Source organism: Novosphingobium humi (genome assembly GCF_028607105.1).
In the GTDB taxonomy this organism is placed as follows: Bacteria; Pseudomonadota; Alphaproteobacteria; order Sphingomonadales; family Sphingomonadaceae; genus Novosphingobium; species Novosphingobium humi.
On the sequence record NZ_CP117417.1, the window covers coordinates 2,043,369 to 2,056,756 of the forward strand.

11 protein-coding genes and 1 pseudogene are annotated in these 13,388 nt (G+C 63.6%); 8 read left to right on the forward strand and 4 right to left on the reverse strand.

Annotated elements, in window-relative coordinates; translation table 11 throughout:
* Positions 1-50 precede the first annotated feature (50 nt).
* Together PQ457_RS09595 and PQ457_RS09600 are read left to right on the forward strand one after the other, a co-directional pair.
* The gene (locus PQ457_RS09595; protein ID WP_273616655.1) at positions 51-1,379 is read left to right on the forward strand and encodes an acetyl-CoA hydrolase/transferase family protein; all 1,329 of its coding nucleotides are present in this window, start codon (positions 51-53) and stop codon (positions 1,377-1,379) included.
* 53 nt (positions 1,380-1,432) lie between these two features.
* Positions 1,433-2,038, forward strand: coding sequence for a DUF938 domain-containing protein (locus PQ457_RS09600; protein ID WP_273616656.1), 606 nt, complete (start codon positions 1,433-1,435; stop codon positions 2,036-2,038).
* Here PQ457_RS09600 and PQ457_RS09605 read toward each other — a convergent pair.
* Positions 2,035-3,216: a cytochrome P450 gene (locus tag PQ457_RS09605; RefSeq protein WP_273616657.1), complete on the reverse strand. Its 1,182-nt coding sequence runs from the start codon at positions 3,214-3,216 to the stop codon at positions 2,035-2,037. The two genes, PQ457_RS09600 and PQ457_RS09605, sit on opposite strands and share 4 nt — an antisense overlap.
* A 91-nt stretch (positions 3,217-3,307) precedes the next feature.
* Complete coding sequence (locus PQ457_RS09610) at positions 3,308-5,059, reverse strand: cation:proton antiporter domain-containing protein (RefSeq protein ID WP_273616658.1); 1,752 nt, start codon at positions 5,057-5,059, stop codon at positions 3,308-3,310.
* Positions 5,060-5,213: 154 nt separating this feature from the next.
* Here PQ457_RS09610 and PQ457_RS09615 point away from each other — a divergent pair, with 154 nt between their 5' ends.
* Positions 5,214-5,879, forward strand: coding sequence for a TetR/AcrR family transcriptional regulator (locus tag PQ457_RS09615; protein ID WP_273616659.1), 666 nt, complete (start codon positions 5,214-5,216; stop codon positions 5,877-5,879).
* Positions 5,880-5,983: 104 nt separating this feature from the next.
* Entirely contained in the window at positions 5,984-6,994 is a 1,011-nt protein-coding gene (locus PQ457_RS09620) for an alpha/beta hydrolase (protein WP_273616660.1), read from the forward strand.
* Between the two features lie 235 nt (positions 6,995-7,229).
* Here the strand turns inward: PQ457_RS09620 and PQ457_RS09625 are convergent, their stop codons facing one another.
* Both PQ457_RS09625 and PQ457_RS22255 read right to left on the reverse strand, forming a co-directional pair.
* Entirely contained in the window at positions 7,230-8,141 is a 912-nt protein-coding gene (locus PQ457_RS09625; RefSeq protein WP_273616661.1) for a ThuA domain-containing protein, read from the reverse strand.
* Positions 8,138-10,234 (reverse strand): annotated as a pseudogene (locus tag PQ457_RS22255) (outer membrane protein assembly factor BamB family protein). Before PQ457_RS22255 ends, PQ457_RS09625 begins: the two are co-directional and overlap by 4 nt.
* Between PQ457_RS22255 and PQ457_RS09640 the strand changes: the two are divergent.
* The 4 genes from PQ457_RS09640 to PQ457_RS09655 all read left to right on the forward strand — a co-directional run bounded on the left by PQ457_RS09640 (position 10,233) and on the right by PQ457_RS09655 (position 13,380).
* A complete protein-coding gene (locus PQ457_RS09640) occupies positions 10,233-10,682 on the forward strand; it encodes a type II 3-dehydroquinate dehydratase (protein ID WP_273616664.1) in 450 nt (149 codons plus the stop codon). The pseudogene PQ457_RS22255 and the gene PQ457_RS09640 overlap by 2 nt on opposite strands.
* Complete coding sequence (locus PQ457_RS09645; protein WP_273616665.1) at positions 10,679-11,941, forward strand: MFS transporter; 1,263 nt, start codon at positions 10,679-10,681, stop codon at positions 11,939-11,941. Before PQ457_RS09640 ends, PQ457_RS09645 begins: the two co-directional genes overlap by 4 nt.
* 99 nt (positions 11,942-12,040) lie before the next feature.
* On the forward strand, positions 12,041-12,412 hold the full coding sequence (locus PQ457_RS09650; protein ID WP_273616666.1) for a hypothetical protein: 372 nt from the start codon (positions 12,041-12,043) through the stop codon (positions 12,410-12,412).
* 59 nt (positions 12,413-12,471) lie between these two features.
* Entirely contained in the window at positions 12,472-13,380 is a 909-nt protein-coding gene (locus PQ457_RS09655; protein ID WP_273616667.1) for a shikimate dehydrogenase, read from the forward strand.
* Positions 13,381-13,388 lie beyond the last annotated feature (8 nt).

The following is a 13,388-nucleotide window of genomic DNA, read 5'->3' on the forward strand; positions in this document are numbered from 1 at the left end:
GTCTGTTACACAGACCCCGCCGCAATGGGGCGCGAGAGGATGAGACGGTGATGATGGATCTTAATGCGCAATATCGCGCCCGCCTGACCACCCCGGCCATGGCCGCCGCAATGATCCCCGACGGGGGGCGGGTTGCGCTCGCGCTGGGCGCGGGGGCGCCGCCGCTTTTGCTGCATGCTCTGGCCGACCGGGCGCGGGCCGGGGCCGCGCGCGACATCCGCTTTTACTATATGCTGTGCACCGCGATTGTCGGGCGCACGATTTTCGACCCGCAATTGACAGACCGCCTGATCCCGATGAGCTATTTCCACAGCGGCGTCGAACGCGGGCTGGACAAGGGGCGCGGGGGCGATGAATTCATCGTCGATTACATCCCATCCCATTTCAGCCAGATCCCGCGATCCATGGTCGAGCATGTCGGCGTCGATACGCTGATCGCCACCGTTTCGCCCATGGATGACGAAGGCTTTTTCAGTCTGGGCACCAACACCGATTACGCGCTGGCCGTGGCGCGCAAGCCGGGGGCGCGGCTGATCCTTGAGGTCAACCGCCATATGCCGCGCGTGCGGGGCGATTGCCGCGTGCCTTTGACCGATGTGGCCACGCTGGTGGAAAATGACGCGCCGCTGGCCGAAGTGCCGCCCGCGCCTCTGTCGCAGACCGACATCCGCATCGGCGAGATCATCGCGGGACTGGTCGATGACGGCGCCTGTCTGCAGATGGGGATCGGCGCGCTGCCCGATGCGGTCTGCGCCGGGTTGCATCACCACCGCCGCCTTGGCATCCATACCGAGTTGATCACACCGGGTCTGGCGCAACTGGTGCGCCAGGGCGTGGCGGACAATTCGGCCAAGCAGACCCACACCGGCACCACGATCTTCACCTTCGCGCTGGGCGACCGGGCGCTGTATGATTTCATCGACGACAATCCGGCCGCTCAGGCTTTCCCTGTCGAATATGTCAACAATCCCGCCGTGATCGCCCGCAATGATCGCGTCGTCTCGGTCAATGCCACCACGCAGGTCGATTTCCACGGCGCCTGCAATTCGGAATTCGTGGCCGGCCGGCAGTTTTCAGGCACCGGCGGCCAGGTCGATTTCGTGCGCGGGGCCTACATGTCGGCGGGTGGCAAATCGATCATCGCATGCCATTCGACCGCGGCGGGCGGCACGATCTCGCGCATCACCCCGCGCCTGAGCGGGCCGGTGACCACATCGCGCAATGACACCCATCTGGTCGTCACCGAATATGGCGTGGCCGATATGAAGGGCAAAACGCTGGCCCAGCGCGCGCAGGCCCTGATCGCCATCGCCCATCCCGATTTCCGCGAGGATCTTTATCGCGAAGCCCATGCGATGCAATTGGCGGGGCATGACTAGGGGGCACGGTTAAGGGCTTGGCAGGGGCCGGGCCTGCCGTCTAATCTGGCCCCATGACCAGCCCAGACCTGCGCCTTGTCGCGCCTGCCGCCGCGCGCAACCGTGATCCGATCCTTGACGTGCTGCGCGATGCGCTGCCCGCTGCGGGCGTGGTGCTGGAACTGGCCAGCGGGTCGGGCGAGCATATAGTCCATTTCGCCCGCGCCCTGCCCGCCCTGCAATGGCAGCCTTCCGATCCCTCGCCCGATGCCTGCGCCTCGATCACGGCATGGACGGCGACCGAGGGGCTGGACAATATCGCCCCGCCGCTGGCGCTGGATGCGGCCGGGGAATGGCCGGCGGTGCGCGCCGATGCGATCCTGTGCATCAACATGATCCATATCAGCCCTTGGGCGGCCACAGAGGGCCTGATGCGCGGGGCGGGGGCGATCCTGCCGCCGGGCGGATTGCTCTATCTCTATGGCCCCTATCGCCGCGCGGGGGTGCCGCTGGAGCCGAGCAATGCGGCGTTTGACGCGGATCTGCGGGCGCGCAATCCGGCATGGGGCCTGCGCGATCTGGATAATGTCAGCGCTTGCGCAGCAGAGCATGGCTTGCGGGTCGAGGCGGTGCTGCCCATGCCTGCCAACAATCTCTCGGTCCTGCTGCGCCGCGTCTAGAGGAAGCGCAGCGGCACCGAGAGCGCGCCGATTTCGGGCCAGCGGCTCATCGCGATCTTGCCCGCCAGTTCAAAGCCGTTGGGGGTTGCGGCCAGAATTTCCTCCAGCGCCACCTTCAATTCCATCCGCCCCAGATGCAGCCCCGGACAGTTATGCGGCCCCCGGCCAAAGGCGAGATGTTCGGCAATATTGGGGCGATTGAGGATGAATTGGTCGCCATTGGGGAACACGTCCTCATCGCGGTTGGCCGATCCGTAAAGCAGCGCCACAGGCTCGCCCGCGCAGATCTTTTCGCCGCGAATTTCAATATCCTGCACCGCCGTCCGGGCAAAGCCGCGATAGGGGGTGTAAAGGCGCAGAAACTCCTCGACCGCCGCCGGGATCAAGTCGGGGCTGCGGCGGAGCTGATCCTGCAACGCGCGGTCGCGGCACAGATGGACCGCCATATTGCCCACCATCACCAAAGGCGCGACAATGCCCACCAGCAGGATTTGCCGCACCGATCCGACGATCAGTTCATCGGGCAATCCCTGCCCCTCATGCCGTGCTTCCAGCAAGGCGGTGGTGGGGTCGAGCGCGGGGTCTTCGGGATTCTCGCGCCGGATGGCGATCAGCGCGCGCGCCATGTCATAGAGGCGCAGGCTGGTTTCCTTCATCTTGTCGGGATCGTTCAAATGCACCGCCAGCACGAATTCGCGCCCCTGCCGGTGGAGCGTTTCGAGCCATTCGCCCGGCATCCGCATCCATTTGCCAAAGATCTGCACCGGCAGATGCGAGGAAAATTCAATGCATATATCCCCCCCGCCCCGCGCCACCAGCGGCGCCAGCGCGGCGCGGGTCAATTCGCGCGCGCGCGGCTCGATCGCCTCTGCTCTTTCGCGCGAAAGCAAGGGGTTGAGCGCGCGGCGGTAGGGCGTATGTTCGGGCGGATCGAGGTGGAGCGGAGGCCGCCGCCCGGTAAAGGCCACCTTGGGCACGACATTCTGCACCGTGGTGGTGAAGGCGGTATAGTCAGAGGCCGCCTTCTTGACATCCTCATATTTGGTCAACGCCCAAAAACCGCCCAGTTCCGTGGCATGAGCCACCGGGCATTGCGCGCGCAGACGGGCATATTCGGCATGGGCGCTGTCAAAATCTTCGGGGGCGGCAGGATCAAAATCGGCGCGAGTCTGTTTCATGGCGTCCATCGATATGGCGCACAGCCCATCTATGCAAGCGCTATCATTATCCCTTGCATAAAGGATTGCATAAACACATCGATGGTTCGGCTTACTCCTCGCCCGATGGCCGCACGATGATCATGCCGCGCGCGGCGCGCACGTCGCCCGCCTCGATCTGGATCTTCAACCGCTCGCGATCATTGGCGCGGTACATTTCCTCGGCTCGGTTGATCGCCTCGATACTGACCCCGCTGTCCTCCAGCGCCAGACGCGCCATCTTGACCGCCGATTCCATCACCTCGCGCACGATCCGCGAGGCGGGCGATTTCTTCAGCCGGATCACCGCGCGCCGGTCATAAGCGCGCACATAGATGCTGGCCTCGGGGAAAGCATGGTGCACCGCCTCGACCGCATCGGCCGAAAGCTGATCGCCATCCATGCAGAACAGGATCATACTGGCATCCTCAGCCCCCGCCAGACGCAGCAGGTCGAGCCGCGTGCCATCGCCGAAATAGACCTTGGCGCCAAAGCTGCTGGCGATGTCGATCATTTCGATATCGGTGTCGATCATGGTCACCGAAATGTCGCTGGCATTCAGCATCTGCGCCACGCTCTGGCCAAAGCGGCCATAGCCCACGACGATGGCGGCGGCGCGGTCGGCGTTTTCCGGCCCCGCGCGCTCGCCCTGCGCCATGGCCGGCTCTTCGCGCATCCGCTTGGTGGCCTTCATCAGGAAAGGCGTGGTGGCCATCGAGACGGTGACAATCGCGCCGAACAGGCTGGCTGCCTCTGGCGCGATCAACAGCGCATGTTGGGCCTGCGTAAACAGCACGAAGCCGAATTCGCCGCCCTGACTGAGCAGCAGGCCCAGCGCCAGCGCCCCGCGCCATGTCATGCCGAAGATCTTGCCGATGGCAAAGATCACCAGCGTCTTGATCGCCACCAGACCCAGCGCCATGCCGACGACGAAAAACGGCCTTTCGGCAATAGTGTGCAAATCGAGCATCATGCCCACCGCCAGAAAGAACAGGCCCAGCAGGATCGAGCGGAACGGCTCGACATCAGCCTCCAGTTCATGCCGATAGGGCGAATCCGCCAGCATCACGCCCGCGATAAACGCCCCCAGCGCCGTGGAGAGCCCCAGCAGCTCCATCACCGCCGCGCTGGCCATCACGGTAAACAGCGCGGCCACGATGAACATCTCCCGCTCGCCCAGATTGCCGATCAGGCGGAACAGCGGACGAATCAGATAGCGCCCGGCCAGGATCAGCCCCGCAATCGCCAGCACCGTATACAACCCCAATTGCCAGCCCGGAGGGCCATTGGCATCGGCCGGATTGCGGCTCATCGAGGCGATGATGGTGATCATCGGGATGATCGAGAGATCCTGAAACAGCAGGATGGCAAAGGTGCGCTCGCCAAAGGGGGTGCGCAGACGGCCCGCGGCCTGAAGCATCGGCAAGACCTGTGCGGTCGAGGACAGCGCCAGCGGCATGCCCAGCGCCAGCGCCGCCATGGGCGAAAGCATCGTGGCCACATAGATAAAGCCCGCCAGCGCCGCCCCGCAGGCCACCACCTGTATCGCGCCCAGCCCCAGAATGTCGCGCCGCATCTTCCACAAACGCGCCGGATTCAGTTCCAGCCCGACCAGAAACAGCAGCAGCGTAATGCCCAATTCGGCAAAGCCCATCTTCTGCTCGGCCTCGCCCACAAGGCCCAGCACATGCGGCCCCACCACCGCCCCGGCCAGCAGATAGCCCAGCGTGGCCCCCAGCCCCAGCCGCCGGAACACCAGCACAAAGACCATGGCAAAACCCAGCAGCAGAAATCCGTCATGCAGCAGGGACGAGCTATTTTCCATGAATTAACCGGGCTTTCTGAATGGAGTTTGCCCCCTTGTGGCACATCCGCCCGCCCCCTGCCACCCCGATGGGGATGACAAGCGATAACGCTTGGGCTAGGCCGATTACGGATCAGGCATGGGATCGCTTTGACCCGCGGGAGTTGCAAGCAAGGTGACGCAAGACAGCACAGCCCAATCTGAAAATAAGGGCCTTTCCAAGCGCCAGTTGACCGCGCTGCGCACGCGCGAGGATATTCTCGAGGTTGCGGGCCACGAATTTTCCGAAAAAGGGCTGGCGGGCGCGCGGATCGACGAGATCGCGGAAAAGACCCAGACCTCCAAGCGGATGATCTATTACCATTTCGGCAGCAAGGACGGGCTGTATCAGGCCGTGCTGCAACGCGCCTATGAAACGATCCGCAATCAGGAACAGGCCGCGCGGTTTGAGGATCTCTCGCCCGAACAGGCGTTGCGCGCGATCATCGGGCACAATTTCGACTATCACTTCGAGCATCCCGATTTCGTGCGTCTGGTCATGAATGAAAACGTGCACAAGGGCGATCATATCGCCCAGATCCCCGGCATGCGCGAACGCAACCGCACGGTAATCGCGGCGCTGGGTGCGATTTTGAAAAAGGGTGTGGATCAGGGCGTGTTCCGCGACGGGATCGACCCGGTCGATCTGCATATGACGATTTCGGCGCTTTCCTTTTACAACGTATCCAACCGGTACACTTTCCTGCAAAACTTCGGCGTCGACTTTGCCGAATCCGCGCAAAAGGCACGCCGCCGGGTACAGATCATCGATTGCGTCCTGCGCTGGGTAAAGGCGGGATAAACGGGGTTTTTCCACGCCTGATACAATTTGTGCCAAGCGAAGCGTTGCGCCCTCGTGACTGATGTGTACTATCTGGTTCACATAACACAGTCTGAGAGGGCCTCATGAGCAAATATCTTCTTACCCTGGCGCTGGCCATGGCGCTGCCCGGCATCGCCTCGGCCGGGACCGCCAAGCCCGCCCCCCGCGTGTTCCCCGTAGCGGCCGCGCCGGTGCTGGAGGATCACTATCCGGTGCATGTCACCCAATGGCCCGGCGGCGTAACCAGTCTGGCCGACGTCACCTATTCCACCATTCCCGGCTATCGCCCGATGATCGTCGATATCTATATGCCGCCCAAGAGCGCGGGGCCAAAGCCGCTGGTGCTCTATATCCATGGCGGCGGCTGGGTGGCGGGGCATACGCGCCATTCGGGGGCGCTGGCCGATTTCCCCGCCGCGCTGGCGCGTCTGGCGGGCGAAGGCTTTGTGGTGGCCAGCCTCGAATATCGCCTCGCCGCCGAAGCGCCCTTCCCCGCGCAGGTGCAGGACGCCCGCGCGGCGCTGCGCTTCCTGAAAGGCAATGCAACCCGTTTTGGCATCGACCCCACGCGCACCGGCATCTGGGGCGGATCGGCGGGCGGCCATCTCTCGGCGCTGACGGCGCTGAGTTGCGGCGATGCCTCGCTTGACGCCCCCGGCACCAAGGCCGCGCCGGGCAGCGAATGCGTGCAGGCCGCCGCGATCTGGTACGGCGTGTTCGATTTCGCCGCCCTTTCGGCAAGCCGCCCCGGCGGACAGGACGGCGCAGCGGGCAAGCTGCTGGGCTGTAATGGCCCCTGCACGGCCGAGAAATTCGCCGCCGCCAGCCCCACCACCTATATCGACGCCAAGGACCCGCCTTTCCTGCTGATCCACGGCACAGAGGACAAGACCGTCCCCGTCGCCCAATCGCATCTGGCCGAGGAGAAGCTGAAAGCCGCGGGCGTGCCGGTGGAGAGCATCTATATCGACGGGGTCGATCACAGCTTCATCGGCAAGACCCCCGCCCAGACCCGCGAGGCCACCCTGCGCGCGATGAACGCCACCTTCGACTTCTTCCACGCGCGTCTCGACAAGAAGAGCGCGGCAAAATGAAGCCTGCATGGATGGTGCTGCCTGCGTTGGCTGCGCTGTTGGGCTGTGGGCTGAGAGGGCGCAGGACACCGCGCCCTCTTTCCCCGCAGGCGAAGGTCAGGCCGCCGTGCAGACCGCCTGCGCCGCAGGCTTTAATTCATTCCACAAAACGCCCAGCAGCAAATCAGGCGCCACCCCATTATCGGGATTGCAAAGAGCCTTCGCCTTTTGCCCGCCGGAGGCATCACCCCCACCGTCACTTCATCCCATGCGGCACCGGCTTCTCCCCGCCATTGACCGCCCATTTCACCGCCTCCAAAACCATAGTGCGGATGCGCGGATCGTCCCAACTGGCGTCCGTATGCCCAAGCCCGGAATAGAACACGCGGCCCTGTCCATAGGACTTGATCCACACCACGGGAAAATCGCCATCCTTGCGATGGACCATAGGTGCGACCATGTTGACGCTGCTGGTGTCGATGCGGGCAAGCACATCCACCTTGTCGCGCGAATAGGGATTGGGCAGCATCTGGTAATGCTCGTCCTTCAGCACCATGCCGGTTTTCAACGCCTTCATCGCGGGGAATCCGGGCCGCTCAACGATGATCTTCGCGTCGGAAATCATCCATGGGTGGTTATCGAAAACCCCGCCCAGCATCTCGCCATATTCAGGCCAGTTGGTGGCCGTCGCCGTGGCGGTGTGGATGCCGATGAAGCCCTTGCCGTCCTTGGCCACGTAATCGAGCAGGTCCTGCTTCTGCTGGGGCGAAAGGGTGGTATCGCCGTTGGTGTAGAACAGCACGGCGTCGAAATAGTCGAGGTTCTTGCCCCTCGCCTGTTTCGGCCCGCCCTTGGCATAGTCGAACTTGCCCCAGGTCTCGCCCTTGGTGATCCAGTCCATGTCGGTGCGGATGAAGGTGACATAGGCCCCGCTCTCGCGCCCAATTTGCTCGATCACGGAGACGGCATGGCTGACGGCCATATGCGCGCTCTGGTTGCCGGTCGAAAGATCGGCGATCACCAGCAGGCGCTTCTTGCCCGCATAGACATCCTGATAGCCGGGCGGCGGCGTGCGCGGCGGGCCATTGGGCGCGGCAGGCGGCGGAGTTTGGCCGGAAAGCATCAGCGCCAGACCGGCGCAGGCGGCAATACGAAGCGCGATTTTCATTGTCCGGCATCCTTGGATTTCAGCGCAAAGGCAGTGATCGTGTCCGATGTCAGCGGGCTGTCGAGGAAGGTGCCCCCCGTGGCCGCGATGGCCACATATTGCCGCCCGTCCCGCCCCGCATAGGTCATGGGCGTGGCATGGGCGGCGGCGTCCAGCTTCACCTCCCACACCATCTTGCCCGTCGCCGTGGCAAAGGCGCGGAAACGGTTATCATCGGTCGCCCCCACAAAGGTCAGCCCGCCCGCCGTGGTGATGGCCCCGCCCATATTGGGCCGCCCGGTCAGTTTCTTGCCCTCGGGCGCCTCGTCCGAAATGCCCAGAGGCACCTGCCAGCGGATCTTGCCCGTGGTCATGTCCACGCCCCACAGGCGCCCCCACGGCCCCTTCTGACACAGCAGGCGGGAATTGTCGGGACGGAACCGACCCGAAGGCTGGCCCCGCTCAAACGGCAGAGGCCCCTTGGACGGCACCAGTTTCGTCACCTGCCCCAGATCATGCGTGTTGACCACCAGCAGGCGCTGCGCCGGATCATAGGTGGCCCCGCCCCAATTGCCCCCGCCCAGCAGGCCGGGAAAGCTGATCGTCACCTTGTCCAGATGGACGGGCGTATAGATCGGTCCCTCGACCATCTGATTGTCGGCAATCCATTTGGCACATGTATCGTGCAATTCCGGCGTCAGGTCGGTGATGTCCGTCTTGATCGAGAAACTCGTGCGCCCCAGCGGCGGCGTGATCAGCGGGAATGGCTGCGTAGACGAGGCTTTCTCGCCCGGCACATCGCTGACCGGAACCTTGCGTTCGGCGATGGGGAAGATGGGTTTGCCCGTCTCGCGGTTCAGCACGAAAAGCAGCGCGGATTTCGAGATCACGGCCACGGCAGGGACCGTTTTTCCCTTGACCTTGGCATCGAACAGCAGCGGTGCAGCTTCCAGATCGCCGTTCCAGATGTCATGGTGAACCACCTGAAAATTCTAAAGATATTGGCCCGTCCGGGCATCGGCGGCCACCAGCGAGGTGCCGAACAGATTGTCCCCCGCCCGGTCGCCGCCATAGCGGTCGAAGGTGGGCGCGCCAAAGGGCATGTACACAATGCCGCGCTTCTCATCGAGACTGAGGAAGCCCCAGGTGTTGACCCCGCTGCGCCCTTCCGCGCTGCCCGGCGCCCATGTGTCGTACCCCTTCTCGCCCTTGCGCGGCACGGAGTGGAAGGTCCAGACCAGATGGCCATCGCGCGCATCCCATGCACGCACGTCGCCCGCTGCGCCCTTGGCCGGAAATTCCTGCACCGCGCTGCCGGTGATGATCAGGTTGCCGTAAACGATGGGCGGGCTGGTCATGCCGTAAAAGCGCGCCTCGCCGCCGTTGAGGATCTCGGGCGTTTTCATCTCGACCACGCCATGCGCGCCAAAATCGTCGGCAAAGGCGCCTGTGGCCGCATCCAGCGCGATCAGGCGGCCATCGCGCGTGCCGAACACAATGCGCGGAGGCGTTTGCGCATCGCCGAGCCAATATTCCACGCCGCGCAAGGATGGCTGGCCAGGGCCGGGAATGGCGGTGGCCCAGAGTTCCGCGCCGGTATCAGGGTTCAGCGCCACCACGCGACAATAGGGCGTGGAAACAAACATCCGCCCGTTCACGACCAGCGGCGTCACCTCCGATCCCGCGAAACGGCTGCGGCGGGCACGCGGACCGGCGTGCGCGCCGCCTGCGGTCATGTCCGGCGCATTGGCGGGAGGCAGACCCTCGGCCCGGCGCTGCGCATCGACATTGGCATCAGCCGTGTTGGCATGCGCGGCCGGCCGCATATAATAGACCCACGCCGGGGCCAGCGCTCCCGCATTGGCCGGGGAGATGACCTTGAGAGGCGAATGGCGCTGGGCGCCCTTGTCATGACCATAGGTGGCCCAATCCCCCGGGCGCTGGCATGGGCGCCTGCGCCATAGCCGCGCCCGACAAGAGCGCGGTCGTGATTCCGGCGCCCCCCATCGCATCACATTCTCCCATTTTTGATTTATGAACTGGTTCGTACATAATTCTTCCCATGACAAGCGGTTTCGATTATGCCTGCCGCAAACAAGGGAGAGACATGCCATGGGTGGCACGATTCTGGTCCTCAACGGGCCCAACCTCAATTTGCTGGGCGAGCGTGAGCCGCATATCTATGGCCACGAAACGCTGGCCGATGTGCAGGCGATGTGCGAGGCCGAAGTGACCGGAACCGACTATGGAATCGACTTTCGACAAACCAATGCGGAACATGAAGCGGTCGATTGGATCCAGGCCGCGCGGCGCGGCCATGCCGGGATTGTGTTCAACCCTGCCGCCTTCACCTATGCCGCCTATCCCATTCTTGATGCGCTCAAGATGGTCGATTGCCCGGTGATCGAGGTTCACATCAGCAATATCCATCGCCGCGAGGCCGAATGGCGCAGCCACTCGATCATGACGCAGGTCGTGACGGGCATCATTTCGGGTCTTGGCGTCAACGGCTATCCGCTGGGCGTGCGCCATGTCATGTGGGCGCGGGAGCGCGCGAAATGAGGCCGAGCCGCAAACGTCTTGTCGTTCTCGCGCTGATCTCGACCGCGACCCTCATCAACTATCTTGATCGATCCGTCATGGGCGTTGCCAAGCCCGAACTGGTCAAGGAACTGCACATCAGCCCGGAAGTCATGGGCCTGATTTTCTCGGCTTTCTCATGGACCTATGCTCTGGCGCAAATTCCGGGCGGCTATGTGCTGGATCGCCTTGGCACGCGGCTGACCTATGCGCTCTCGCTGGGCCTGTGGTCGGCGATGACGGCGCTGCATGGGCTGGCGACGGGGGTCGCGGGTCTGGTTTCGGCCCGCCTCGCATTGGGGCTGGCCGAAGCCCCTTGTTTCCCCGCGAACAGCCGCGTCCTCTCGACATGGTTTCCCCAGAACGAGCGCGCCAAAGCCACCGGCGTTTACACCGTGGGCGAATATATCGGGCTTGGCCTGCTGATCCCGGTTCTGGGCTGGATGTTGGCCCATTACGGCTGGCGTTCGCTGTTTTTCGTGGTCGGCGGGCTTGGCGTGGTCTTTGCCATCCTGTTCCACCGCCTCTATCGCGAGCCGCAGGACAGCACTGCCAATCAGGCTGAAATCGACCTGATCGCCGCAGGCGGCGGCTTTTCGGGTGGCACCGCCCCCATCGCCTTCAGTTGGAGCAACGTCCGCGCCCTTGTCACCACGCGCCAAATCGCGGGCGCCTCGATCGGCCAGTTCTGCTCCAATTCCACCCTCGTTTTCTTCCTGACATGGTTCCCGTCCTATCTGGCCGAGGAACGCGGCATGACCTTCATCAAGTCGGGCTGGCTGGTCTCGCTGCCCTATATCGCGGCGGCGGCGGGGGTGATGCTGGGCGGGGTGTTCTCCGACTGGCTGATTCGCGCCACCGGCTCGCCTACCATCGGGCGCAAGGTGCCGATCATTGCGGGCCTTTTGCTCTGCGCCAGCATGGTTTCGGCCAATTACATGAACAGCAACAATGCCGTGATCGCCGTCATGAGTCTGGCCTTCTTCGGTCAGGGTCTGGCCGGACTTGGCTGGACGCTTTTGTCCGATGTCGCGCCCAAGGAAATGATGGGACTGACTGCGGGCCTGTTCAACTTTTTCACCAATCTGGCTGGCATCATCACCCCGCTGGTGGTCGGCTTTGCCGTGGGCGCCACGGGCAGCTTTTATGGCGCGCTGGCCTATATCGGCGCGCTGGGGATCATCGGCACGCTGGCCTATCTGATCGTGCTGGGTCCGGTGGAGCGGGTGAAAATCCACTGAAGGTCAAAGAGCGGGCGCGCAGACCTATTGACGCCCGCCATTGATATATGTACCAGTTAGTTCACAAATAGACCATAACACCCTCGTGAGGGGACCTTCATGCATTTCAAGATGCGTTTCATTGTGCAAAGCTCCGTGCTGGCGGTGGCGCTGTCCTGTGCCCAGTCGGCCTATGCCCAGGAGGCCAAGCCTGACGCCGAAATCATCGTTACCGGATCGAGCATCGAGGGCGTGGCCCCGGTAGGCTCCAACCTCGTCACCGTCACCCGCACCGATCCTGAGGCGACCGGCGCCCAGACGGCGCAGCAGGTGCTGAGAACCGTCCCCTCGGTGGTCGGCCTGCAAAGCGCCGGGCAAGGCGCCTTTGGTTCAGCGGACGGTTCGGGCGCCAATGGCGCGGTCGGCTATGACGGGCTCAACGCCAACCCGCTGGGCCGCGTGGTGAATATCGGTCTGCGGACCAAATTCTGATCCTCCCCTGCCCCGTCCCGGACCTATGTCCGGGACGGGTCTTTTTGATAGGAAATACAATGACACAGCCTGCCCCTTCCCTCTCTCCTTCCGCAATGGTCGGCATTGGCAAGGGACGGGTGCTGGCCGGACTTTTGGGGCGCGGCATTCTGGAAAGCCGCACGCCGTGGATGCAGGAATGCGAGGCGCAGGCGCAAGGCCTGCATATGGTCTATTCGCTGCTGGATTTTTCGGATCGCGGATGGGGCGATGATGAATTGGGCGCGGCGCTGGACGCGGTGCAGCGGGTCGGCTTTGCCGGGGTCAACGTGACCTTTCCGTTCAAACAGGCCGTGGTGCCGCTGCTTGATGAACTCTCGCCGCAAGCCGCCGCGATCGGGGCGGTCAATACGGTGGCATTTCGCGATGGGCGGCGGATCGGCTATAACACCGATGTCACCGGATTTGCCCATGCGTTTGGCGACAGGATGGGCGGCGAGAAGCTCGACCGCGTACTGCAACTTGGCTGCGGCGGGGCGGGGTCGGCCACGGCTCATGCGCTGCTTTCGCTCAACGGCGTGGCGCATCTGGTGCTGACCGACACCGATCCGGCGCGGGCCGAGGCATTGCGAGCCCAATTGACCGCCGCCTATGGCGAGACCCGCGCCAGCGTGGCCCCCGATGCCGTGCAGGCGGCCACCGATGTGGACGGCATTGTCAATGCCACCCCCATCGGCATGGCCAAATTCCCCGGCATGCCCATTGCGGCCGAGGCGATCAAGCCCCATCACTGGGTTTCGGAAATCATCTATTTCCCGCTCGAAACACAATTGCTGAAAACGGCAAAGGCCCTCGGGTGTCGCACCATGACCGGGCGGGGCATGGCGGTGGGTCAGGCGGTGGATGCTTTCCGCATCTTCACCGGCCTGAGCCCCGACCGGCAAAGGATGTGGGACAGTTTTTCCAAGTTTGAACAGGACGCGAATTGAAGGAGGCA